Source organism: Pseudonocardia thermophila (assembly GCF_900142365.1).
Lineage (GTDB): Bacteria > Actinomycetota > Actinomycetes > Mycobacteriales > Pseudonocardiaceae > Pseudonocardia > Pseudonocardia thermophila.
In genome coordinates this window covers 271,105-294,763 of the sequence record NZ_FRAP01000001.1, presented here as the reverse complement: position 1 = coordinate 294,763, position 23,659 = coordinate 271,105, and the positions used below count along the sequence as shown (strand labels likewise).

At 73.3% G+C, this 23,659-nt stretch carries 21 protein-coding genes; 15 read left to right on the top strand and 6 right to left on the bottom strand.

Annotated features, from left to right (window positions below; translation table 11 throughout):
* Positions 1–13 precede the first annotated feature (13 nt).
* Positions 14–826, top strand: a complete 813-nt coding sequence (locus tag BUE41_RS01460; RefSeq protein WP_084754151.1) for an enoyl-CoA hydratase/isomerase family protein — start codon at positions 14–16, stop codon at positions 824–826.
* A 413-nt stretch (positions 827–1,239) separates the two neighbouring features.
* On the opposite strand, the gene ppk2 is transcribed toward BUE41_RS01460, so the two are convergent.
* Positions 1,240–2,076, bottom strand: coding sequence for a polyphosphate kinase 2 (gene ppk2 / locus BUE41_RS01455; protein WP_073454970.1), 837 nt, complete (start codon positions 2,074–2,076; stop codon positions 1,240–1,242).
* A gap of 92 nt (positions 2,077–2,168) precedes the next feature.
* Here ppk2 and BUE41_RS01450 point away from each other — a divergent pair, with 92 nt between their 5' ends.
* On the top strand, positions 2,169–4,103 hold the full coding sequence (locus tag BUE41_RS01450; RefSeq protein ID WP_084754150.1) for an ABC transporter ATP-binding protein: 1,935 nt from the start codon (positions 2,169–2,171) through the stop codon (positions 4,101–4,103).
* An 85-nt stretch (positions 4,104–4,188) separates the two neighbouring features.
* Here BUE41_RS01450 and BUE41_RS01445 read toward each other — a convergent pair whose 3' ends face one another.
* The gene (locus BUE41_RS01445; protein WP_073454969.1) at positions 4,189–4,761 is read right to left on the bottom strand and encodes a TetR/AcrR family transcriptional regulator; all 573 of its coding nucleotides are present in this window, start codon (positions 4,759–4,761) and stop codon (positions 4,189–4,191) included.
* Positions 4,762–5,003: 242 nt separating this feature from the next.
* Complete coding sequence (locus BUE41_RS01440; RefSeq protein WP_143171907.1) at positions 5,004–5,309, bottom strand: hypothetical protein; 306 nt, start codon at positions 5,307–5,309, stop codon at positions 5,004–5,006.
* A gap of 10 nt (positions 5,310–5,319) precedes the next feature.
* Here BUE41_RS01440 and BUE41_RS01435 point away from each other — a divergent pair, with 10 nt between their 5' ends.
* Positions 5,320–5,568 (top strand): hypothetical protein, encoded by a 249-nt coding sequence (locus BUE41_RS01435; RefSeq protein ID WP_073454967.1) that lies wholly within the window; start codon positions 5,320–5,322, stop codon positions 5,566–5,568.
* A gap of 65 nt (positions 5,569–5,633) precedes the next feature.
* On the opposite strand, the gene BUE41_RS01430 is transcribed toward BUE41_RS01435, so the two are convergent.
* A complete protein-coding gene (locus BUE41_RS01430; protein WP_143171906.1) occupies positions 5,634–5,993 on the bottom strand; it encodes a hypothetical protein in 360 nt (119 codons plus the stop codon).
* Positions 5,994–6,204: 211 nt separating this feature from the next.
* On the opposite strand from BUE41_RS01430, the gene egtA reads away from it, so the two are divergent.
* Genes egtA through egtD form a run of 4 tightly spaced genes read left to right on the top strand, consistent with a single transcriptional unit; the run spans position 6,205 to position 10,613 of the window.
* The gene (gene egtA, locus BUE41_RS01425; RefSeq protein WP_234996871.1) at positions 6,205–7,500 is read left to right on the top strand and encodes an ergothioneine biosynthesis glutamate--cysteine ligase EgtA; all 1,296 of its coding nucleotides are present in this window, start codon (positions 6,205–6,207) and stop codon (positions 7,498–7,500) included.
* 2 nt (positions 7,501–7,502) lie between these two features.
* Positions 7,503–8,852: an ergothioneine biosynthesis protein EgtB gene (gene egtB, locus BUE41_RS01420; RefSeq protein ID WP_073455139.1), complete on the top strand. Its 1,350-nt coding sequence runs from the start codon at positions 7,503–7,505 to the stop codon at positions 8,850–8,852.
* A gap of 1 nt (position 8,853) precedes the next feature.
* Complete coding sequence (gene egtC / locus BUE41_RS01415) at positions 8,854–9,621, top strand: ergothioneine biosynthesis protein EgtC (protein ID WP_073454964.1); 768 nt, start codon at positions 8,854–8,856, stop codon at positions 9,619–9,621.
* Positions 9,618–10,613, top strand: a complete 996-nt coding sequence (egtD, locus tag BUE41_RS01410; protein WP_073454963.1) for an L-histidine N(alpha)-methyltransferase — start codon at positions 9,618–9,620, stop codon at positions 10,611–10,613. The genes egtC and egtD overlap by 4 nt, the downstream gene beginning before the upstream one ends.
* Before the next feature lie 4 nt (positions 10,614–10,617).
* On the opposite strand, the gene BUE41_RS01405 is transcribed toward egtD, so the two are convergent.
* On the bottom strand, positions 10,618–11,829 hold the full coding sequence (locus tag BUE41_RS01405) for an FAD-dependent monooxygenase (RefSeq protein WP_073454962.1): 1,212 nt from the start codon (positions 11,827–11,829) through the stop codon (positions 10,618–10,620).
* Positions 11,830–11,950: 121 nt separating this feature from the next.
* Here BUE41_RS01405 and BUE41_RS01400 point away from each other — a divergent pair, with 121 nt between their 5' ends.
* The 4 genes from BUE41_RS01400 (at position 11,951) to BUE41_RS01385 (ending at position 15,945) form a co-directional block, all read left to right on the top strand.
* Complete coding sequence (locus BUE41_RS01400) at positions 11,951–12,868, top strand: TetR/AcrR family transcriptional regulator C-terminal domain-containing protein (protein WP_073454961.1); 918 nt, start codon at positions 11,951–11,953, stop codon at positions 12,866–12,868.
* Between the two features lie 9 nt (positions 12,869–12,877).
* Positions 12,878–13,342 (top strand): cupin domain-containing protein, encoded by a 465-nt coding sequence (locus BUE41_RS01395; protein ID WP_073454960.1) that lies wholly within the window; start codon positions 12,878–12,880, stop codon positions 13,340–13,342.
* A 48-nt stretch (positions 13,343–13,390) separates the two neighbouring features.
* On the top strand, positions 13,391–14,692 hold the full coding sequence (locus BUE41_RS01390) for an MFS transporter (RefSeq protein ID WP_143171905.1): 1,302 nt from the start codon (positions 13,391–13,393) through the stop codon (positions 14,690–14,692).
* 155 nt (positions 14,693–14,847) lie between these two features.
* Positions 14,848–15,945, top strand: coding sequence for a VanZ family protein (locus BUE41_RS01385; RefSeq protein ID WP_073454958.1), 1,098 nt, complete (start codon positions 14,848–14,850; stop codon positions 15,943–15,945).
* A 67-nt stretch (positions 15,946–16,012) separates the two neighbouring features.
* On the opposite strand, the gene BUE41_RS01380 is transcribed toward BUE41_RS01385, so the two are convergent.
* Positions 16,013–18,823 (bottom strand): aconitate hydratase, encoded by a 2,811-nt coding sequence (locus BUE41_RS01380; protein ID WP_073454957.1) that lies wholly within the window; start codon positions 18,821–18,823, stop codon positions 16,013–16,015.
* A 306-nt stretch (positions 18,824–19,129) separates the two neighbouring features.
* On the opposite strand from BUE41_RS01380, the gene BUE41_RS01375 reads away from it, so the two are divergent.
* The 4 genes from BUE41_RS01375 (at position 19,130) to BUE41_RS01360 (ending at position 23,616) form a co-directional block, all read left to right on the top strand.
* Complete coding sequence (locus tag BUE41_RS01375; protein ID WP_073454956.1) at positions 19,130–20,443, top strand: C40 family peptidase; 1,314 nt, start codon at positions 19,130–19,132, stop codon at positions 20,441–20,443.
* A gap of 169 nt (positions 20,444–20,612) precedes the next feature.
* Positions 20,613–21,656 carry an AAA family ATPase gene (locus BUE41_RS01370; RefSeq protein ID WP_143171904.1) on the top strand — a complete coding sequence of 348 codons (1,044 nt, stop codon included), beginning with the start codon at positions 20,613–20,615 and terminating at the stop codon, positions 21,654–21,656.
* A gap of 80 nt (positions 21,657–21,736) precedes the next feature.
* On the top strand, positions 21,737–22,618 hold the full coding sequence (locus tag BUE41_RS01365) for a DUF58 domain-containing protein (protein WP_084754147.1): 882 nt from the start codon (positions 21,737–21,739) through the stop codon (positions 22,616–22,618).
* A gap of 2 nt (positions 22,619–22,620) precedes the next feature.
* On the top strand, positions 22,621–23,616 hold the full coding sequence (locus BUE41_RS01360; protein ID WP_234996870.1) for a VWA domain-containing protein: 996 nt from the start codon (positions 22,621–22,623) through the stop codon (positions 23,614–23,616).
* Positions 23,617–23,659: the final 43 nt, after the last annotated feature.

Here is a 23,659-nt window from a genome sequence, read left to right as displayed (position 1 = left end):
GTAACCTCGGCGTGTGACCTCGTCATCGGTGGACCTGGACCTCCTGGCGCGCAGCGGCCTGCGGTTCGACCTGACCGACCTCGCGGACGGTCGGCGGGCGACGATCACGCTCGACCGCCCGGACAAGCTGAACGCGCAGAGCCCCGACATGTGGGACGCCCTGCGCGGCATCGGTGAGGCGCTGCCCGACGACGTACGCGTCGTCGTGGTGCGCGGTGCCGGCCGTGCGTTCTCCGCCGGCCTGGACCGCAAGTACTTCACCACCGGGGAGGTCGACGGCCGCCCGGGCATCGGCAGCCTCGGCGCGATGCCGGAGGAGGAGGCCGACGAGATCATCGCCTGCTTCCAGGAGGGCTTCGCCTGGCTGCGCGATCCCGCCCGGGTGACGATCGCGGCCGTGCACGGCCACGCCATCGGCGCGGGTTTCCAGCTGGCGCTGGCCTGCGACGTGCGGATCGTGGCCGACGACGTGCAGTTCTGCATGGCCGAGCCGCGGCTGGGGCTCGTGCCCGACCTGGGCGGCACGTTCCCGCTGGTGCACACCGTGGGGTACGCCCGGGCGGTCGAGATCTGCCTGTCCGGGCGCCGGGTGGGCGCCGAGGAGGCCGTGGCGATCGGCCTCGCGCTGCGCGCCGTGCCCGCCGCCGAGCTGGAGAAGGCCACCGACGAGCTCGTCGAGAGCCTCGCCGGCGGCCCGCGCGCCGCTGCCCGGGAGACGCTCGGGCTGCTGGCCGCGTGCACCGAAGGGCGGGACCCGGCCGCGGCCTTCGCCGCGGAGCGCAAGGCGCAGATCCGCCTCCTGCGCGCGATGGCGGGCAACACCTGAGAGCGATGGCGGGCAACACCTGAGAGCAGGGCGGGGCTCGGCAGGAGGTGGCAGGAAAGCCACAGCGTTGATCGCGTCCGGCTCCTTCGCCGCCGGATCACGGGCTCGCGCGCCCTGGCGCCGACGACGGCTCTGAGCGGATCGGTGCTCGCGGCCCCCGCGTCGTTCCTCCGCGGGGCCGCTGCGTGCCTCCTCCGCCGTCGTCGACGTGCGCGAGCTGTGTTGATCGCGCTCTGCGCCGTCGTCGTCGAGCGCGGGCTCGCACGCCGTGGTGTCGACAGTGTCGTGGTCACCTCCCGGTGGTGCGCGGTCCGAGCGCGGTACGTGCAGCAGTACGGAGCGCGAGGCCCGGGCGTCGTGGCGGCGGATGACGTCCGTCGGAGCTCTTCGACGCCAGGTCTCGGCCGCGCGTCTCAGCTGTTCGGCGCCTTGCCCGCATTCTCCGCCTGGGCCACCAGCTCGGCGGCTCGGTCCGGCACGTACGCGGACTCGTCCCGCGGCGGGCGCTGGTACCCGGTCGCCGGCGGTCGCCTGGGCAGGGTCAGCGGCGGCGGCTCGATGCGGTGCCACGGCACCGCGGAGAGCAAGTGGCTGATCATGTTGATCCGGGCGGCGCGCTTGTCGTCGCTCTCGACGATGTTCCAGCGCGCCTCCGGGATGTCGGTGTGCACGAGCATCTGGTCCTTGGCGCGCGAGTAGTCCTCCCAGCGCGTGATCGACTCGAGGTCCATCGGAGAGAGCTTCCAGCGCTTCATGGGGTTGTTGAGCCGCTCGGCGAACCGGCACTCCTGCTCGGCGTCGGAGACCGAGAACCAGTACTTGAGCAGCAGGATCCCGTCCTCGACGAGCAGCCGTTCGAAGATCGGGCACTGGCGGAGGAACCGCTTGTACTCCTCCGGGGTCGCGAACCCCATGACGTGCTCGACGCCCGCCCGGTTGTACCAGGACCGGTCGAACAGCACGATCTCCCCGGCGGCGGGCAGGTGCTCGACGTAGCGCTGGAAGTACCACTGCGTCCGCTGCCGCTCGGTCGGCGCGGGCAGCGCGACGACACGGGCGATGCGGGGATTGAGGTACTCGGTGACCCGCTTGATCGCCCCGCCCTTCCCGGCTGCGTCGCGGCCCTCGAAGACGATCACGAGCCGGGCCCCGGTGGCCTTGACCCATTCCTGCATCTCGACGAGCTCGCCCTGCAGCCGCAGCAGCTCGCGCTCGTAGACCGCCTTCGGCATGCGTCCGGACTTCGCCATGAGCAGAAAGCGTGGCACAAGTCGCCCCGGCGGAACGCGCACGCGACATCGTGTGTTGAGGTCGCTGGAACGGGTCAGTGAGGAGGCGGCCGGTGGACCGGTCATGGATGGTGCTGCGCAGCGCGGCCCGAGCCGCGGACGCGCCGAAGTCGGTGGCGAAGGGGACGATCCCACGGATCTGGCAGTTCGTCCGGCCGTATCGGCTGTGGCTCGCCGCGTTCCTGGCGCTGACCGTGCTCAGCGCGACCATCGGGGTCGTCACCCCGCTGCTGGCCGGGCGGGTCGTCGACGCGATCGTCGCGGGCGGGGACCGCGCCGTCGCCGTCGTGATCGGACTGGCCGCCGGCATCGGGGGCCTCGCGATCCTCGACGCGGCCGTGGGGCTCGCGTCCCGCTGGTTCTCGGTGCGGATCGGGGAGGGCCTGATCGTCGATCTGCGCCGCGCGGTGTTCACGCACGTGCAGCGCATGCCGATCGCGTTCTTCACCCGTACCCGCACCGGCGCGCTGGTGAGCCGGCTCAACAACGACGTGATCGGCGCGCAGTCGGCCATCACCTCGACGCTCGCCTCCGTGCTGTCCAACGCGATCCAGCTCGTGCTCGCCCTGGCCGTGATGATCGGGCTGGCCTGGCAGGTCACGCTGCTCGCGCTCGTCCTGCTGCCGATCTTCGTCGTGCCCGCCCGGCGGATGGGCCGGCGGATCGCCGATCTGCGGCGGGAGTCGGCGAACCTGAACGCCGCGATGTCGTCGACGATGACCGAGCGGTTCTCGGCGCCCGGCGCGACGCTCGTGAAGCTCTTCGGGCGGCCTGAGGCGGAGGCCGCCGACTTCACGGCCAAGGCCGTGCGGGTGCGGGACATCGGTGTGCGGACCGCGATGGTGTCGCGGGTGTTCATGACAGCGTTGTCGCTGGTCTCGGCGCTGGCCCAAGCGCTGGTCTACGGCCTGGGCGGCTACCTCGCCGTCACCGGGCAGATCGAGGCCGGCACCGTCGTGACGCTCGCACTGCTGCTCACCCGCCTCTACACGCCGATGACCGCGCTGGCCAACGCCCGGGTCGACGTGATGTCGGCGCTGGTCAGCTTCGAGCGGGTGTTCGAGGTGCTCGACCTCCCGCCGATGATCACCGAGAAGCCGGACGCCGAGGAGCTGCCGGACGGACCGGTGTCGGTCCGGCTGCGCGACGTGCGGTTCAGCTACCCGGACGCGTCCCGGGTGTCGCTGGCGTCGCTGGAGGAGGTTGCGGTCCTCGACGCGCGGGAGGGCGGCGAGGTGCTGCACGGCGTCGACCTGGAGGTGCCGGCCGGGCAGCTGGTTGCGCTCGTCGGGTCGTCGGGGGCGGGCAAGTCGACGATCGCCGCACTGATACCGAGGCTCTACGACGTCGACGCCGGTGCAGTGGAGCTGTCCGGCATCGACGTGCGCGACCTGAGCTTCGCCGCGATCCGCAAGGCGGTCGGCGTGGTCACGCAGGACGGGCACCTGTTCCACGACACGATCCGCGCCAACCTGCGCTACGCCGCACCGGAGGCCACCGACGAGGAGCTGGTCGAGGCGATGCGCCGGGCCCGGCTCGGCGACCTGCTCGACGTGCTGCCTGACGGCCTCGACACCGTGGTGGGGGAGCGCGGGTACCGGCTCTCCGGCGGCGAGCGGCAGCGGCTGACGATCGCGCGGCTGCTGCTGGCCAAGCCGCGGGTGGTGATCCTCGACGAGGCCACCGCGCACCTGGACTCCGAGTCCGAGGCGGCGGTGCAGGCCGCGCTCGCCGAGGCCCTCGAGGGGCGGACCGCCATCGTCATCGCCCACCGGCTCTCCACGATCCGCGCCGCCGACCAGATCGCCGTCGTCGAGCACGGGGAGATCGTGGAGCGGGGCACGCACGAGGAGCTGCTGGCCGCGGACGGGCGCTACGCGGCGCTGTACCGCACGCAGTTCGCCGCGCCGTCGGTCATCGACGAGGCGGCGGGCTGCGGCATCCCGGGCTGCGCGGCCAAGCACCGGGAGGAGCACGTGGGGGTCTGACCTCGGCGCGCGGATGGCGCCGCGAACGGCCCGTCCGTGAGGAACGGCGCTCACGAAAGGGCCGTTCGCGGAGCTCGGCCGCCCGTCAGCGGCGGGCGCGCACCCCGGCCTCGACGAGGTCGAGCACCGCGGTCAGCTCGTCGGCGGGCAGCCCCATGGCCAGGTGCGCGACGAGCCCTTCCAGCACGAGTTCCAGGTACTGGGCCAGCACCGACACCGGCACGTCGTCGCGGAGCAGCCCGGCCTTGGCCTGCCGCTCCAGGCGCTCCCGGGTGGCGCGGGCGAGCGCAGCGGAGTGGTCGCGCCACAGTTCGCGGAACTCGGGGTCGGTGCGCAGCCTGCGGGAGACCTCGAGCCGCGTGCCCAGCCACGACAGCTCCTCGCTGTTCGGGTCGGCCACGAGGTCGCGCATCACCTGCACGAGCCCTTGGTCGGCCACGACCTCGGCCATGCGCGCGGCGTCCTGCTCGGCGAGGGCGAGGAAGAGCGCGTCCTTGTCGCGGTAGTGGTGGAAGATCGCGCCGCGGGAGAGTCCGGTGACCTCCTCCAGGCGGCGGACAGTTGCACCTTCGTAGCCGTAGCGGGCGAAGCACCGGCGGGCCCCGTCGAGGATCTCTTGGCGGCGCGCCGCCAGACGGTCGGTGCTCACCCGGGGCATGACTCGATCGTACTGCCATGCGAACCGTACGTACGGCTTGCTAAGCGGTCCGCGAGCCAGGCGGCGGAGCCGGACTGATCGCGCCCTCAGTCCGGGGTGCTGAAGGTTTCCGCGTCGAGAACGAACTTGTGGTGATCAAACTGCCCTGATGATCACCACAAGTTCGTTCTCGACGGCAGCACCGGCGGGCACGCCGCCCACTGGGAGCAGCCGGAGTCCTTCACCCGTGCCTGCCGTGGTCGTCAGGTGCAGATGTAGGTGAACGACCCGGCGAGGGTGCGCTGCACGAAGCATGTGGCCGTGGTCTGACCCGCGGGCTCCACGGTGACCGTCGCGACGAGGTCCGCTCCGATCCCGGGGATGCCGATGGCCGGCGACTCCCACACGATCTTCACCCACTGCGACCGGAGGTAGGTGAGGGGGATCGACGCCTCGTACTCGGTGCCGGCCGCGGTCTGCACCTGCAGGTCGGCGGCGGTGCTGAGGGGCTGATCGCCGTCCGGTGCCTGCGCGATCACGGTCCAGGCAGCGGTGCCCGTGCCGGTCACGGTGACGAGCGTGCACACCTGGGTCGAGGACGCGCTCGGCGTGACGCAGGGTACGCGCGACGCGTTCTGCGCCTGGCCGAGCAGCTGCTGGTACTCGTCCTTGCTGATCGCCGTGATCGTCGCCTGGCCCTGGCTGGTGCCGACGGTCGTCCCGCCGGCGTCGACGAACAGCGCCGCCCGGCCGAACCGCGCGGCCGGCTCCTCGTGGGCGCCGCCGACCCGGTGCAGCTCCTCCGGCTTCGTCGCGAGGGGGGTGTAGGAGACCGTGAGCGTGCCCGCCGCCGGGTCGTAGGTGACCCCGGTCAGCGTGACGGCGCTGGTGCGCTACTTCCCGTCCACCTCGGCGGTGAGCGCGGCGTTCGGCGGGTCCGCGGCGAAGCCGAGCTGCTGCCACGACTCCGCGAGCCCGGCCACGGGAACCGTGCGCGCGGCCCGCACGGGCCGGTCGGCGAACGCGAGCGCCACGGGATCGACGCCGGTCAGGGTGAGGTTCACGCCGTCGGCGGTGCCCGCCTCGGCGTCGACGACGAACAGCCACGACGGTTCGGTCCGCTGCGGCAGCTGGTCCGGCGCCGGTGGGCTGCTCGGTGTCGCCGCAGCGGCGGCGCCTCCGCCTCCGCACGCGGTCGTCAGCGCGGCGAGCGCGCCGAGCAACGCGACCAGCAGACGGCGGTGTCGAACCATCGCGCAGACCTCCGGTGTCGACATTCGGGCACGACGGAGCACGGTACCGACCGAGGGCGTCATTGCGTCGGCAATCACCCCGTCAGGGAACGAGTCGCGCCGGAAGGACCGCACGTTACCGGTCCGCTCGCCGTCCATAGTGGCCGCCGGACGAGCGCCGGCCGGGTTCGCTCGCCTGAATTCGTCGGGGCGCGCGGGTAGCGTCCGCGGCGTGTCAGAAGACGTGTTGGCTGTCACATCCGGTCCAGCACAGGGTGTCCGTGACCGGCCCGACCCGGGGCCGACGGTCCTGCGCGACTGCGCCGAGGCCGAGGCGTACGTGGCGACGGTGTGCTTCAAGCACGGCCCACCCCGGCTGGTCGGAGCGGAGCTGGAATGGCTGCTCGACAGCCATCGGCTCCCCGATGGCCGGCCCGGCGCCGACGCGCTGCGCGCGGCGCTGGGCCCCCACACCCCCGTCTCGCTCGACCCGCGGTCTCCGGCGCTCCCGCTGCCGGGCGGCTCCACCGTCACCGTGGAGCCGGGCGGCCAGGTCGAACTGGCCAGCCCGCCCGCTGCCTCCCTGTCCGACCTCCTCGCCACCGCAGCCGCCGACGCCGCCGTCCTGCACGACCGGCTCGCCGCCCACGGCATCGTCGCCCTGCCCCGGGCCGCTGACCCCGCGCTGCCGCCCGTGCGGATCCTCGACCTGCCGCGCTACGCCGCCATGGAGGAGGCGTTCGACCGACACGGCCCGCACGGCCGCACCGGCATGTGCTCCACGGCGGCGGTGCAGGTCTGCCTCGACGCCGGTGAGGCGGCCGATCTGCCGCTGCGCTGGCACGCCCTGCACGCCCTGGGCCCGGTGCTGCTCGGCGCGTTCGCCAACTCCGCCGTGGTGGCCGGGCGGGACACCGGATGGAAGTCCGCGCGGTGGCGCAGCTGGCAGCGGTGCGACCCGTGGCGCGCGATCCCGCCGGTGTTCGGCGAGCTCGACCCGGCCGCAGCCTGGGCGCGCCGGGTGCTCGCCACCCCGGTGCTGTGCATCCGCGGCGCCGGACCGCGCTGGCTCGCACCGGAGCGCCTCACCTTCGCTCGCTGGATCGCCGGCGAAGGCCCGCGCCCACCCACCACCGACGACCTGCGCTACCACGTGTCCACGCTGTTCCCCCCGGTGCGCCCGCACGGCCACCTGGAGGTGCGCTACGTCGACATGCAGCCGGGCAGGCGCTGGGCGCTGCCGGTCGCGGTGCTGACCGCGCTCACCGCCGACCGCGCCGTCACCGAGCAGGCGCTCGCCATCGCCGAACCGGCCGCCGACCTGTGGCTGCAGGCCGCCCGGCACGGCCTGGACCACCCCGTGCTCGCTCGCGCCGCCACCGCGGCGTTCGAGCTGGCCCGGTCCCGCCTCGGCGGACTCGGAGCCCCGCAGTGGCTCGTCGACGACCTCGACGAGATGACCGAACGGCAGGTCCGCCGCGGGCTCTGCCCCGCTGATCTCCCGCACACCCCTGAGGAGCCGCGATGACGATGCCCACCACCGGCGTGCCCACCACCGCAACCACCGCAGACGTCGAGATCCTGCGCACCCGCGTGGCCGAGCTGCTCGCCGCCGCCCGGCGGCGCAGCCAGCTGCTCACCGACATCGACGACGCCGAGCTCACCGCGCAGCACTCGCCGCTGATGTCGCCGCTGGTGTGGGACCTGGCGCACGTCGGCAGCCAGGAGGAGATCTGGCTCGTCCGCGACGTGGGCGGCCGCGAGCCGCTGCGCCCCGACATCGACGGGCTCTACGACGCGTTCCGGCACAACCGCGCCAGCCGCGTCCACCTGCCGCTGCTCGGCCCGGCCGAGGCCCGCGCCTACGTGGCCGAGGTCCGGGACAAGGTGCTCGACGTGCTCGCCGGGCATCCACTGCGCGGACGGCCGCTGGTCGATCACGCGTTCGCGTTCGCGATGATCGTGCAGCACGAGCAGCAGCACGACGAGACGATGCTCGCCACCCACCAGCTGCGCCGCGGTCCCGCCGTGCTCGACGCGCCCGCCCCGCCGCCGGGCCGCCCGCTGCCCCGGGAAGAGGTGCTGGTCCCGGCCGGTCCGTCCACGATGGGCACCTCGAGCGAGCCGTGGGCGCTGGACAACGAACGCCCCGCCCACGTCGTCGACCTGCCGGCGTTCGTGATCGACACCCACCCGGTCACCAACGGGCAGTACATGGAGTTCGTCGCCGCGGGCGGTTACCGGGATCCGCGTTGGTGGAGCGACGTCGGCTGGCGGCACTGCGTGGAGGAGGGCCTGTTCGCGCCGCGGTTCTGGCAGCAGGACGGCTCCGGCACCTGGTACCGGCGCCGGTTCGGCCGGGTCGAACCCGTGCCGGCCGACGAGCCGGCGGTGCACGTGAGCTACCACGAGGCCGAGGCGTACGCCGCGTGGGCGGGCCGGCGGCTGCCCACCGAGGCCGAGTGGGAGAAGGCCGCCCGGTACGACCCGGTGAGCGGGCGCACCCGGCGCTTTCCGTGGGGCGACACCGACCCGACGCCGGGGCACGCCAACCTCGGCCAGCGCCACCTGCAGCCCGCCCCGGTCGGTGCCTACCCGGCGGGCGCGTCGCCCCTCGGCGTCCACCAGCTCATCGGCGACGTGTGGGAGTGGTGCGCCTCGGACTGGCACCCGTACCCGGGCTTCACCGCGTTCCCGTACGAGGAGTACTCCGAGGTGTTCTTCGGCGGCGACTACAAGGTGCTGCGCGGCGGGTCGTTCGCCACCGACACCACTGTGGCGCGGGCGACGTTCCGCAACTGGGACCACCCGATCCGCCGGCAGATCTTCAGCGGGTTCCGCACCGCGCGCGACGCCCGCCCGGCCGATCTCGCCGCCTGACGTGTGCCGTCACCTGGCCTACGTGGGCCCACCCGTCACCGTCGCCGAGCTGGTGCTGGAGCCGAAGCACGGGCTGTTGCACCAGTCGTACGCGCCCATCGACATGCGCGGCGGCGGGACCGTGAACGCCGACGGCTTCGGCGCGGGCTGGTACCCGCACCCGGGGGGCGCGGCCCTCCGGTACCGCAGCGCCGCACCGATCTGGTCCGACCAGTCGTTCCCCGATCTGGCCCGCACCACCCGCTCGGCTGCGGTGCTCGCCGCGGTGCGCTCGGCCACCACCGGCATGCCGGTCACGGTCACCGCCGCTGCTCCCTTCGCCGAAGGGCGTTGGCTGTTCAGCCACAACGGCGTCGTGCGCGGGTGGCCGCACTCGGTTGCCGGGCTCGCCGCCGGACTGCCGGTCGTCGACCTGCTCACCCTCGACGCCCCCACCGACTCGGCACTGGTGTGGGCGCTGGTGCGGCACGGGCTGCGCGCCGGACGCGATCCCGCCGACGTACTCGTCGACGTGACTGCCGAGCTGGAGCGCGCGGCGCCCGGCTCCCGGCTGAACCTGCTGCTCACCGACGGCGCCGGTGTCTGGGCCACGGCCTGGGGCCACGCGCTGTCGGTGCGCGCGGGCGACGAGTCGGTGCTCGTCGCCTCCGAACCGATCGACCACGATCCCGGCTGGCAGGAGGTGCCCGACCGGCACCTCGTCGTCGCCCGGCCCGGGACCGTCACCACGCACGCCATCCGCACGACCGACGAGACGAGGACTGCATGAGCGCCGGTACCGGTCTGCTCGACATCCACCTCACCGAGGACGACGCCGCGGCCGCCCTGCGCGCCGACGTGCGCGCCGGACTCACCGCACCGCTGAAGAACCTGCCGCCGAAGTGGTTCTACGACGCCCGCGGCAGCGCGCTGTTCGAACGGATCACGCGGCTGCCGGAGTACTACCCGACCCGCACGGAGCGCGCACTGCTCATCGACAGCGTCGACGAGATCGCCGCTGCGACCGGCGCCGACACGCTCGTGGAGCTGGGCTCGGGCTCGTCGGAGAAGACCCGGCTGCTGCTCGACGCGTTCGTCCGGGCCGGTACCCTGCGCCGCTACGTGCCGCAGGACGTGAGCGCGCCGGCGCTGCGGCAGGCCATGGACGCGCTCGCCGCCGACTACCCGCAGCTGGAGCTGCACGGCGTGGTCGGCGACTTCACCGCCCACCTCGATCGGCTCCCGCTCGGCCAGCAGCGCACGGTCGCGTTCCTCGGCGGCACGATCGGCAACCTGCGCCCGCACGAACGGCGGGTGTTCCTCGACCAACTGCGCGCCGTGCTGCAGCCCGGGGAGCACCTGCTGCTCGGCACCGGCCTGGTGATCGACGAGCCCACCCTGGTCGCCGCCTACGACGACGCCGCCGGGATCACCGCCGAGTTCAACCGGAACGTCCTGCACGTGCTCAACCGCGAGCTCTGCGCAGACTTCGTCGTCGACGCCTTCGAGCACGTGGCGCTGTGGGACCCGGTCGACGAGTGGATCGAGATGCGGCTGCGGGCCACCCGCGCGATGACCGTGCACGTCCGCGCGCTCGATCTGGTGGCGGACTTCGCGGCGGGGGAGGAGATGCGCACCGAGATCTCGGCGAAGTTCCACGTCGCGGGGGTGCGGCAGATGCTGCAGGCCAGCAAGTTCGCCCCGGTGCGAACGTGGACGGACCCGCTGGAGCGGTTCGCGCTCACGCTCGCCGTCGCGGCGGAGGGCGACGAGATGGCGTGAGCGGTCACCCCGCGCGGTCGGCGGTGTAGTCGGGCAGGTCGATCGCGTCGGCCTTGGCGAAGAACCGGGCGGCGATCGCTCGCACCGGCCAGCGGGTCATGGACCGCATGGACAGGGTGCTCAGGGTGATCCCGAACCGGCTCCGCGGCGCGTACCCGGCCATGCCACCGGGTGGCAGCTCCTGGGCCTGCGCGACGTAGGGCTGCATGATCTCCTCGTAGCGCGCGAACGCGGCGCGGTGGTCGTGCCGGGCCCGGCCGAGCTCGCCGGCCAGGACGTACGCGCCGACGACGGCCATGCACGTACCCATCCCGGTGAGCGAAGACGGTGAGCACGCCGCGTCGCCCACCAGTGCCACCCGGCCGATCGTCCATCGGTCCATGCGCACCTGGTCGATCGAGTCGAAGACGAGATCGGGAGCGGCGTCTGCAGCGTCGAGCAGCCACGGCACCTTCCACCCGGTGACGCCTGCGAACCGCTCGCGCAGCAGCGCACGCACGGCGGCGCCGTCGCGGCGGTCGACGTCGACGGGTCCGCCGGCGAAGCCGAGCGACGCCTTCGTCTCGCCGGGCAGCCGCCCGGGCCGCAGCGAGGACACGAGCCCGCCGGGGGCCCGGTGCATGAGGTACCAGCCGTCGAGCTCGGGGGCAGCCGGAGCGGTGAACCACGCCTGGTACCCGCCGAGCGGCCGCAGGAACCGTGTTTCCGGCCCGAACGCTGCCGCGCGGACGGCGGAGTGCGTGCCGTCCGCCCCGATCACCAGGTCGAAGGTGCGCGCCGGGGACCGCTCGAACTCGACGGTGACGCCTCCGGCGTGCTCGGTGAGTGCAACGACGGAGTCGCCCCACACGAACTCCACGTCGTCGGCCGCGGCGGCGAGGAGCACGTCGGCGAGATCGCCCCGCAGGATCTCGATCTCGCTGACCATGCCGTTGCCGTCGAACGCGTCCACCTGCAGAGACGCCCGGACCCGGCCGTCGTCGTCGACGACGGCGAGGCCGCGCTGCTCCACGCTGCGCGCGACGATCTCGTCGAAGACGTCCATCCGGCGGGCGACGGTGCGCCCCGCTCCGCGCAGGTCGACGGTTTGGCCGCCTCGGCGGGGCACGTTCGCCCGTTCGACCACGGTGACGTCGCAACCGGCGCGGCGTAGCCAGTACGCCGCCGCGGAACCGGCGATCCCGGCCCCGCTGATGAGTGCAGTAGGTGCGGTCATGGCGGCGAGCGTATGGTGTACGCATGGCTCTCACCAGTGTTTCTTCCGCAGTAGAGCGCCAGGTGTACTACTCTGCCGGTGGCGTGGGTGCCGGATTCTGGTGCACTAGTGCGGTGACGGTGTGACCCGGGGACCAGGCGCTGCAGCGATCGCGTCCGAGCTGCGCGCCCGGATCCTCTCGGGCGAGTTGGCCGTGGGGCAGAAGGTGCCCTCGACCCGCGAGCTGACCCGCCGGTGGGGGGTCGCCATGGCCACGGCGAGCAAGGCGCTCGCGATGCTGCGGCAGGAAGGGCTGACGCGGCCCGTCCCCGGTGTCGGCACCGTCGTCGCCGCGACCTCCGCCACGGCGCGGCTCCGGCCGCGAGCCGCCTCCGATGCGGGGCTCGACGCCGAGACGATCGTCGCGACCGCGATGCGGGTGGCCGACGTGGAGGGGCTGGAGGCGGTGTCGATGCGCCGGGTGGCCGCGGAGCTGGGTGCGGCGACGATGTCGCTGTACCGGCACGTCGCCGACAAGGACGACCTGGTCCTGCGCATGCAGGAGGCGGCACTGGGCGAGTGGGAGCCGCCCGACCCGCCGCCGGCGGGCTGGCGCGCCCGGCTGGAGGTCGCCGCTGCCGCGCTGTGGGCGGCCTTTCGCACCCATCCCTGGCTGGCGACCGTGATGTCGCTGACCCGGCCCACGCCGCTGCGCAAGGGGCTGGCGTTCACGGAGTGGTGCCTGGCCGCGCTGCGGGACGAGCCGATCCCACTGCAGGAGGCGTTCGACGTCCAGCTGATCCTGTTCAACCTGGTGCGCGGTGTCGCGCTGGGGTTCGAGGCGGAGGCGGCGGCCACGGCGGAGACCGGCCTCGACAGCGAGGAATGGCTCGAGCGGTCGATGCCCGCGCTGCAGGCACTCGTCGCGTCCGGTCGCTTCCCGATGATGAGCCGCATGCTCGCCGAGGACTACGACCTCGATCTCGACCTGCTCGCGCGCAGCGGCATCACCTATCTGCTCGACGGGCTGGCGGTGCGCCTGCAGCGGGCGCGCCGATAGGGTTGCCGGGTGACCGGCTTCGACTGGCGCGACAACGGCGTGAAGGTGATCCCCGCCGACGCGCTGGACCCCAACACCCCGCAGACCCCAGGCATGCACCGGGCGGCGGCCGTCACCGGCGCACGGGTCGGTGCGCAGAAGCTGTGGGCGGGCACCGTCACGATCCATCCCGGTGCCCGGACCGGCGCGCACCACCACGGCGAGCTGGAGAGCGTCATCTACGTGGTGCGCGGCCGCGCGCGGATGCGGTGGGGCGAGAACCTGGAGTACACGGCGGAGGCCGGACCGGGCGGGTTCATCTACGTGCCGCCGTTCGTGCCGCACCAGGAGATCAACGCGCTCGACGACGAACCGCTGGAGTGCGTGCTCACCCGCAGCGGCCAGGAGCCGATCGTGGTGAACCTCGCCATCGACGTCGAGAACCTCCCGGAGGCCGAGTACGTGCCGTGGGTCGATCCGACGCACCCGGCCTGACCTCAGCGGGAGTGGCCCGGGGCCGCGGGGGTGAGTAGAACGGGTCCGGTGAGCAGCGAGCGGGACGCGCCCGCACGGGATCCGCAGCAGCGCCGTATCCTGACGGTCCTGGTCGCCGCACAGGTGCTCAGCGGCGCCGGGCTCGCCGCCGGGATCACGGTGGGCGCGCTGCTGGCGCAGGAGATGCTCGGCGGCACCGCCCTCGCCGGGCTGCCGACGGCGCTGTTCACCGTCGGCTCGGCGGTGGCGGCGGCCGCGGTGGGGCGCATCTCCGACACCGGCGGTCGGCGCCGCGGCCTCACCGTGGGCTACACCGTCGGTGCGGTCGGCGCTCTCGGGGTCGTGCTGGCGGCGGTGCTGGGCAGCCCGGCGCTGCTCTTCGCCGCGTTCGTCCTGTACGGCTCGGGCACCGCGACCAACCTGCAGGCCCGCTACGCGGGGGCTGACGCCGCCGCACCGCAACGGCGGGCGAGCGCGGTCAGCACGGTGCTGCTCGCGACCACCCTGGGCGGGGTGCTCGGGCCGAACCTCACCGCGATCAGCGGGGCGGCGGTCGCGCCGTGGGGGGTCCCGGCGCTGGCCGGGCCGTTCCTGCTGGCCGCACTCGCCTACGGCGCCGCGGCGGTCGTGCTGGGGCTGATGCTGCGGCCGGATCCGCTGCTGCTGGCCCGGGAACGGGCCGCGGCGGCCACGGTGTCCGTCGTCGCCGCGACCGTGGACGGTCCGGCGGTGGCCGCGCCGGAACCCGCGCAGGCGCGGTCCGCGGCCCCGTCAGTGGTGGTGGGCGCGGTCGTCATGACCGTCACCCAGCTCGTGATGGTCGCGATCATGACGATGACGCCCGTCCACCTCACCGCCCACGGTCACGGCGTCGGGATCGCCGGGATGGTGATCGCCGTGCACGTGGCGGCGATGTTCCTGCCGTCGCCCATCACCGGCCGGCTGGTGGACCGGTTCGGTCCGCTGCGGATGGCCGCAGCGTCCGGCGGGACGCTGCTGTTCGCGGGCCTGCTCGCGGCGATCGCTCCGGCCGACTCGGTGCCGCTGCTGACGATCGCCCTCGCGCTGCTCGGGCTGGGTTGGAACATCGGGCTGGTCAGCGGCACGGCGATCCTCGCCGCCGTCCCGCTGGACGTGCGCGCGCGGACCCAGGGCAAGGTCGACGTCGCGATCGCCCTGTCCGGTGCCGGGGCCGGACTGGCGTCCGGGCTGGTGGTGAGCGCAGCCGGCTACTCGACGCTGGCGCTGGCCGGCGGCGTGGCCGCGCTGGTCATCGTGCCCGCGGTCGCGGCGGCCCCGTTGCGGCGGCGCCGGGCAGCGAGGGCGGCCACCGATCAGCCCGCGGTGTGATCAGCCGCTCGCCCCACCGATGCAACGAACGGCACTTTCGTCCACTCCAGGTGGACGAAAGTGCCGTTCGTTGCGCGGGGCCGCCCGGGTCACCGGGGCGTGGACCAGCTCTCCGTGTGACGCGGCGGCGCCGGTGGTGCTGCCAAGGTGACCGCATGACCGTTCGGATCGTGCCCGCCGTGATCGCCGTCGTGGCGGGCGCAGGGCTGGCGATGGTGCTGCTGGTGCCGTACGTGGCGGCCAGCTACCGGCGCCGAGGTGAGCTGGGCTGGGGCCGGGCACTGCTCGCGGCGGCTGCACTGGTGTACGCGTTGGCGCTGGTGGCGTACGTGCTGCTGCCGCTGCCGTCGGTCGAGGAGGCGTGCCGCTCCGCCGCCGCGGCAGCGGGTGCGCAGCTGCGGCTGTTCGCCTTCGTCGACGACGTCGCGCGGTACGCCGTCGCGAACCCGCTGCGGAACCCGGCGATCCAGCAGGTGCTGTTCAACGTGGCGCTGTTCGTGCCGCTCGGGGCGTTCCTGCGGCACCTCGGCGGCCGCTCCGTCGCGGTGGCGACGCTGGTCGGGTTCGGGGTGTCCCTCCTGGTGGAGTTCACCCAGCTCACCGGGGTGTGGTTCCTCTTCCCGTGCCCGTACCGGCTGTTCGACGTCGACGACCTCCTCGCCAACACCGCCGGTGCCCTGCTGGGTGCGTCGGCCGGGCCGCTGCTGCGGTACGTGCCCGGGCAGCGGCGGGATGCGGCACCCCCGACGCAGCCACGACCGGTCACGGTGTCGCGGCGGCTGCTCGGCGTGCTGTGCGACCTGCTCGGGGTGTGGCTCACCGGTGCGGTGCTGATGGTGGTCCTGCGCGCGGTGCTGCTGCTGGCCGGAGAGTCGCTCGCGCCGCCGCCGCAGTGGCTGGCACCGGTGGAGGCGGTGCTCGGCGGCTGGCTGCCCTGGCTGCTGCTGTTCGTGATCGTGCCGAGCGCCGGAACGGGCGGCACGCTGGGGCAGCGGGCGGTGCTGCTGCGGCCCGCGTTCCCGGACGGCGCGGTGCCCGGGCCGGGCTTGCGGCTGGCCCGCAGCCTGCTCGGCGTCGGTGGCTACGTGCTGCTGCAGAACGTGGAGCAGAGCGGCGGTCTCGCGTTCCTGTGGGGGCTGGTGGGCCTGGTCGGGATCGTGTGCAGCACTGGACACCGCGGCGTCGGCGGATGGCTCACCGGCACGGTGCTGCTGGACCGGCGGGCCGGGGCGGCTGCGCCTGCGGATCGGTAGCGCGACGAACGGCCCTTTCGTCCACTCGAGGTGGACGAAAGGGCCGTTCGTCGCAGAATGCCCGGTGTCAGCCGCGCAGCATGCCCCGCAGGACGTACTGCAGGATGCCGCCGTTGCGGTAGTAGTCCGCCTCACCCGGGGTGTCGATGCGCACGATCGCGTCGAACTCGACGGTCTCGCCGCTGTCCTTGCGCGCCGTCACGTGCACCGTCCGCGGGGTGACGCCCTCGTTGAGCGCCGTGACCCCGGTGATGTCGAAGGTCTCGGTGCCGTCGAGGCCCAGGCTGTCCGCCGACTCGCCGGCCGGGAACTGCAGGGGCAGCACCCCCATGCCGATGAGGTTCGAGCGGTGGATGCGCTCGAAGCTCTCCACGATCACGGCCTTCACGCCGAGCAGCGCGGTGCCCTTCGCCGCCCAGTCGCGCGACGACCCGGAGCCGTACTCCTTGCCGCCGAGCACGACCAGCGGGATGCCCTTCGCGGCGTAGTTCTGCGCGGCGTCGTAGATGAACGCCTGCGGGCCGCCTTCCTGCGTGAAGTCGCGGGTGTAGCCGCCGCTGACCCCGTCGAGCAGCAGGTTGCGCAGCCGGATGTTGGCGAACGTGCCGCGGATCATCACCTCGTGGTTGCCGCGGCGGGAGCCGTAGGAGTTGAAGTCCTTGCGGTCCACGCCGTGCTCGATGAGGTACTTCCCGGCGGGGCTGTCCGGCTTGATCGAGCCGGCGGGGGAGATGTGGTCGGTGGTGACCGAGTCGCCCAGCTTGGCCAGCACCCGGGCCCCGGTGATGTCCTGGACCGGGTCGGGCTCGGCCCTCATGCCCTCGAAGTACGGGGGTTTGCGGACGTAGGTGGAGTCCGGGTCCCAGTCGAAGGTGTCGCCCTCCGGCGTCGGCAGCGAGCGCCACCGCTCGTCACCGGCGAAGACGTCCGCGTAGTCCTTGGTGAACATCTCCTGGCTGATCGAGTTCTCGATCACCGCGGCGACGTCGGCCGGGGAGGGCCAGATGTCCTTCAGGAACACGGGCTCGCCGTCGGACCCGGTGCCCAGCGGCTGGGTCTCGAAGTCGAAGTCCATCGTTCCGGCCAGCGCGTACGCGATCACCAGCGGCGGGCTGGCCAGGTAGTTCATCTTGACGTCGGGGTTGATCCGGCCCTCGAAGTTCCGGTTGCCCGACAGCACCGACACGACCGCGAGGTCGTGCTCGTTGATCGCCGCGGAGATCGCCTCGCCCAGCGGGCCGGAGTTGCCGATGCAGGTGGTGCACCCGTACCCGACGAGGTGGTAGCCGAGCTTCTCCAGGTACGGCCACAGGCCGGCCTTCTCGTAGTAGTCGGTGACGACCTTCGAGCCGGGCGCCATCGAGGTCTTCACCCACGGCTTGACCGTGAGGCCCTTCTCGACGGCGTTCTTGGCCAGCAGGGCCGCGCCCAGCATCACCGACGGGTTCGACGTGTTGGTGCACGAGGTGATCGACGCGATCACCACCGCGCCGTGGTCGAGCACGAACTCGCCGCGGCCCTCCGACTTCACGGTGACCGGCTTGGACGGGCGGCCACCGCAGCCCTCGGCCGCGGAGAACACGACCGGCTTCGCGTCGTGGTCGGTGCCCGGCGCGGGTGCGTCGCTGGCCGGGAACGACTCCCTGCCGGCCTCGTCGACGCCGGTGACCTCGGCCTCCGGATCATCGGTGTAATCGCGGACGGCCTTGCGGAAGGCGGCCTTGGAGTCAGCGAGCGCGATGCGGTCCTGCGGGCGCTTCGGCCCGGCGATCGACGGCACCACCGTCGAGAGGTCCAGCTCGAGCGTTTCGGAGAAGACCGGTTCGCGGCTCGGGTCGTGCCAGAGGCCCTGCTCCTTGGCGTACGCCTCGACCAGCGCGATCTGCTCGTCGGAGCGGCCGGTGAGTTTGAGGTATCGGATGGTCTCGTCGTCGATCGGGAAGATCGCCGCGGTGGAGCCGAACTCCGGGCTCATGTTGCCGATCGTTGCCCGGTTGGCCAGCGGCACGGCGCTGACGCCCTCGCCGTAGAACTCGACGAACTTGCCGACCACACCGTGGCGGCGCAGCATCTCGGTGATCGTGAGGACCACGTCGGTGGCCGTGGCGCCCGCCGGGATCTCCCCGGTCAGCTTGAAGCCGACCACCTTCGGGATCAGCATCGAGACGGGCTGGCCGAGCATCGCGGCCTCGGCCTCGATGCCGCCGACGCCCCAGCCGAGCACCCCGAGCCCGTTGACCATCGTGGTGTGCGAGTCGGTGCCCACCACCGTGTCCGGGTAGGCCTGGCCGTTGCGCACCATCACGACGCGGGCGAGGTGCTCGATGTTGACCTGGTGCACGATCCCGGTGCCCGGCGGGACGACCTTGAACTCGTCGAACGCCCGCTGGCCCCAGCGCAGGAACTGGTAGCGCTCCTTGTTGCGCTGGTACTCGAAGTCGACGTTGCGCTCGAACGCGTCCGGACGGCCGAACACGTCGATGATCACGGAGTGGTCGATGACGAGCTCGGCCGGCGCGAGCGGGTTCACCTTGGCCGGGTCACCGCCCAGCTCGGTGACGGCCTCGCGCATGGTGGCGAGGTCGACAACGCAGGGCACCCCGGTGAAGTCCTGCATCACCACGCGCGCCGGGGTGAACTGGATCTCGGTGTCGGGCTCGGCCGCCGGGTCCCAGCCGGCGAGGGCGCGGATGTGGTCGGCGGTGACGTTGGCGCCGTCCTCGGTCCGCAGCAGGTTCTCGAGCAGCACCTTGAGGCTGAACGGGAGCCGCTCGGCGCCGTCGACCGCGCTGAGCCGGAAGATCTCGTGCTCGGTGCCGCCTACCTGCAGCGTGCCCTTGGCGCCGAAGCTGTCACGTCCGGAATTCGTGCTGGTCACTGGCCTGGTCCTCCTGAGCGGTGGTGGCGCGTCGTTCGGCGGGTCTGCTCGGTTTCCCGGAGTCTGGCGCACCCACACCTCACGGTCACCGCGGACCCCTCTCCGCCCTAAACAGTACGCGTGTCCTGTTTGTGAGTCGAGCGGGGGTCGATCACGTTCCCGGCTCCCTCGAGTGCGCCGTTGGGTGGCTGCGGAATACCCCGACCGAACGATCTTGGCGCGGCCTCCGCGCGTCGTACCCGCCGCCGGGCCCCGCTGATGGCACGCTGCCCGCGATCTTGGGCTCGACGGGCGACAGGAGGTTCGGTGCGGGCGCTCTGCAGAGCTGCCGCCGCGCCGCTGGCGGCCGTCCTGGTGGCGTTCCTGCTGCTGGCGGGAGCGCCGGTCGCCGCGGCGGATCCGCCGTCACCGACGCCGCCACCCAACCCGTCCGACCAGGAGCTGGCCGCGAGCCGGGACGCCGTCACGGCCCGGTCGGCCGAGGTGGGCAGGCTGACCGCCCAGCTGGCCGAGCTCGACGAGCGGACCGATGAGCTGCAGGTCCAGCTGGCGATGCGCCGCGAGGACGCCGAGGCGGCGCTCGTCGAGCTGGCCGCGGCCCAAGAAGCAGCCGCGACGGCCGCGCGCAAGGCCGAGCTCGCCCGTGCGGAGACCGAGGCCGCGACCGCCGCCATCGACGCCGCCCGGGCGCGGCTCGACGACCTCATCGCGTCCCTCTACGAGCAGGGCCCCGATCTCGGGCCGCTCGGGCTGCTCTCCGCCGCGACCGGACCCGACGACCTCGTCGACCGCGCCGCGTACGCCAACCTGATCGCTGAGCAGCAGAAGTCGGTCCAGGAGTCGCTGGAGAAGGCGCGCATCGCCAAGGCGAACGCGGACTCCGCGGCCCGGGCCGCGCTGGAGGACGCCCGCGAGCGCGAGGAGGAGGCGGCGGCCGCGAAGAGCGTCGCCGATGACGCCCTCGCGACCGCCGACGCCGCCGCGCGCGAGCACCGCCGGCAGCTGGACGAGATCGCCGCGCAGCGGGCCGAGCTGCAGGCCCGGCTGGACGCCGCGATCGCCGCCGACGCCGGTCTGCGCGAACAGCGGGAGCGGTTCCAGCGGTGGCAGGAGGAGCAGGCGGTCGCCCAGGCGCGGGCCCAGGAGGCCGAACGCGCCGCCGCGGCCGGCCGGGTCGCGGCCGCCGGATCCACCCCCGCCCGCGGCTCGGAGGCGATCCGACGGGTGATCGACCGGGCGATGTCGCAGATCGGCGTGCCGTACGTGTGGGGTGGCGGGAACGGCCGCGGCCCCACGACCGGCATCCCCGACGGGCTCGGGTCACCGCTCGACCGCATCGGGTTCGACTGCTCCGGCCTGATGCTCTACGCGTTCAACGGAGTCGGCGTGAAGCTGCCGAGGGTCAGCCGCAACCAGTTCCACGCCGGCAAGCACGTCCCGATCTCCGAGATCCGGCCCGGCGACATGCTGTTCTGGGCCGACCCCGGCAAGCCGATCCACCACGTCGCCCTCTACATCGGCAACGGGAAGATGATCGAGGCGCCGTACACGGGGGCGAGCGTGCGCGTGACGAAGGTGCGGACCAAGGGCCTGCTCCCGGTGGCGACGCGCGTCCTCTGAAGCCGGATCTGCTCCGCGCGCCTCCGCCGCCCGTCGAGGGCTCGCGGCCGCCCGTCGCCGAGGTGCTCTGCGGTGCTCGCGCCCCCTCCGCGGGCGCTGCGCGCCTCCGCGATGCCCGCTCGCACCGGGCCTCACGGGCGTCACACCCCCGCCGCGGTGAAATGGTTCCGTGAGCAGTGCGCCGGATTCCGTGCCCGCCCCCGCCCGGGAGGGCGAGAGGCTCGAGCGGATCGTCTTCGAGATCAAGCGCGTCATCGTCGGGCAGGACCGGCTCGTCGAGCGGATGCTCGTCGGCCTGCTGGCCAAGGGGCACCTGCTGCTGGAGGGCGTGCCCGGTGTCGCGAAGACCCTGGCCGTGGAGACGGTCGCGAAGGTCGTCGGCGGCACGTTCGCGCGCCTGCAGTTCACCCCCGACCTGGTGCCCGCCGACATCCTCGGCACCCGCATCTACCGGCAGGGCCGCGAGGAGTTCGACGTCGAGCTGGGCCCGGTGGTGGCGAACTTCGTGCTCGCCGACGAGATCAACCGCGCGCCCGCGAAGGTGCAGTCGGCGCTGCTGGAGGTGATGGCCGAGCGGCACCTGTCGATCGGCGGTCAGACCTTCCCGATGCCCTCGCCGTTCCTCGTGCTCGCCACCCAGAACCCGATCGAGAACGAGGGCGTCTACCCGCTGCCGGAGGCGCAGCGCGACCGCTTCCTGTTCAAGATCGTGGTCGAGTACCCCAACATCGAGGAGGAGCGGGAGATCGTCTACCGCATGGGGGCGACCCCGCCCGAGGCCCAGCAGGTGATCGATCCCGAGGAGCTGGTCCGTCTGCAGGGCGTAGCCTCGCGGGTGTTCGTCCACCACGCGCTCGTCGACTACGTCGTGCGGCTCGTCGTCGCCACCCGCACCCCGAGCGAGCACGGGCTCTCCGACGTCGCCGGCTGGGTCTCCTACGGCGCCTCGCCGCGCGCCACGCTGGGCATCGTCGCCGCGGCGCGGGCGCTCGCGCTGATCCGCGGCCGTGACTACGTGCTCCCGCAGGACGTCCTCGACGTCGCCCCGGACGTGCTGCGGCACCGGTTGGTGCTGTCCTACGACGCGATCGCCGACGGAGTGCCGATCGACCACATCATCGGCCGGGTCCTCGGTGCGGTGCCGCTGCCGCAGGTCAGCGCGCGGCCACAGGGCGGGGCCGCCCAGTACACCGGGGTGGGCGCGACGCCGTGACGGCACCCGCACCGCCCACCGGCGCGCCACCGGGCAGGCGCCGGCCCCCGACGAGCCCGCCGTCCTTCCGCGACGGACGGATGGACGCGGCCCTGCGCTCGCTCGAGCTCACCGTGCGCGGCCGGCTCGACGGCCTGCTGCAGGGCAACCACCTCGGGCTGGTCCCCGGACCGGGCAGCGAACCCGGGGACGCCCGCGCCTACCAGCCCGGCGACGACGTCCGCCGGATGGACTGGGCGGTCACCGCCCGCACGACCGAGCCGCACGTCCGCGAGACCGTGGCCGACCGGGAACTGGAGACGTGGGTCGTGATGGACCTGTCGGCCAGCCTCGACTTCGGCACGGCCGCGTGCGAGAAGCGCGATCTCGCCATCGCCGCGCTGGCGGCGATCACCCACCTCACCCGGGGCGGGGGCAACCGCATCGGCGCCGTCGTCGCGACGGGGGAGCAGACCGTGCGCATCCCGGCCCGCGGCGGCGTCGCGCACGCGCACACCCTCATCCGTCGGGTCGCCGAGACCCCGCGGGCGAAGCCCGGCAACCGCGGCGACTTGGCAGCCGCGATCGAGCAGCTGCGCCGCCCGCCCCGCCGCCGCGGGCTCGCCGTCGTGATCTCCGACTTCCTCGGCGAGCCGACGTGGGAGCGGCCGTTGAAGGCGCTCTCGACGCGGCACGAGCTGCTGGCCGTGGAGGTGCTCGACCCGCGCGAGCTGGACCTGCCCGACGTCGGCACCGTCGTGCTGGCCGACCCTGAGACCGGCCGCCAGCGGGAGGTGGAGACGACGCCGCTGCTGCGCCGCGAGTTCGCCGCCGCGGCGGCCGAGCACCGGGAGGCGGTGGCGCGCACCCTGCGCCGCTGCGGAGCCGGGCACCTGACCCTGCGGACGGACTCGGACTGGGTCGCCGACATCGTGCGGTTCGCGCTGGCGCGCAAGCGGATGTGGTCGGGAGGCGGGCGGTAGCCGTGGCCGGTGTGTTCGCCTACCCGTGGTGGTTGCTGCTGCTCCTCGTCGTGGTCGGGCTGGCCGCCGGGTACGGGTGGCTGCTGCGCCGGCGGCGCCGCGACACGGTGGCGTTCACCAACCTGGAGCTGCTGGACAGGATCGCGCCGAACCGGCCGGGCTGGTGGCGGCACGTGCCCGCGGTGGCGCTGCTGGCCTCGCTCGCGGTGCTGACGGTCGCGCTGGCCGGGCCGCAGGCCGAGGCGAAGGTGCCGCGCAACCGGGCCACGGTCGTGCTCGTCATCGACGTGTCGCTGTCGATGAAGGCCACCGACGTGCAACCCAGCCGGCTCGCCGCCGCGCAGGCGGCGGCCAAGGCGTTCGCCGATCAGCTCACCCCCGGGGTGAACCTCGGCCTCGTGTCGTTCGCCGGTACGGCCGCGGTGCTGGTCTCGCCCACCGTCGATCGGGCCCCGGTGAAGCGGGCCATCGACAACCTGCGGCTGTCCGAGGCCACCGCCACCGGCGAGGCGATCTTCGCGGCGCTGCAGTCGATCGACTCGTTCTCCCAGTCGGTCGCGGCCTCGTCCGACGAGGGGCCGCCGCCGGCCCGGATCGTGCTGATGAGCGATGGTGCGCAGACCCTGCCCGGCGGGGACCGGCCGGAGGAGCTGCCCCGCGGCTCGTTCACCGCGGCCCGGGCGGCGGCCGAGCAGAAGGTGCCGATCTCGACGATCTCGTTCGGCACGGCGTACGGGACGATCGAGATCAACCCGGGCGAGCGCACCCCGGTGAGCGTCGACGACGCGGCCATGCGCCGGATCGCGGAGCTGTCCGGCGGGCAGTTCTTCACTGCGGCGTCGGAGGCCGAGCTGCGGCAGGTGTACGCGGAGCTGGGGGAGCAGATCGGCTACGAGATCCGGCGGGTGGACGTCAGCCGGCCCTGGCTGGTGGCCGCGGCCCTGCTGATGGTGGCCGGGGTCGGCGCGGGGATCGCGATGGGCCGCCGCCTGCCCTGACCTCCCTGCGTCGAGAACGAACCCGTGGTGATCAACCGGGCGT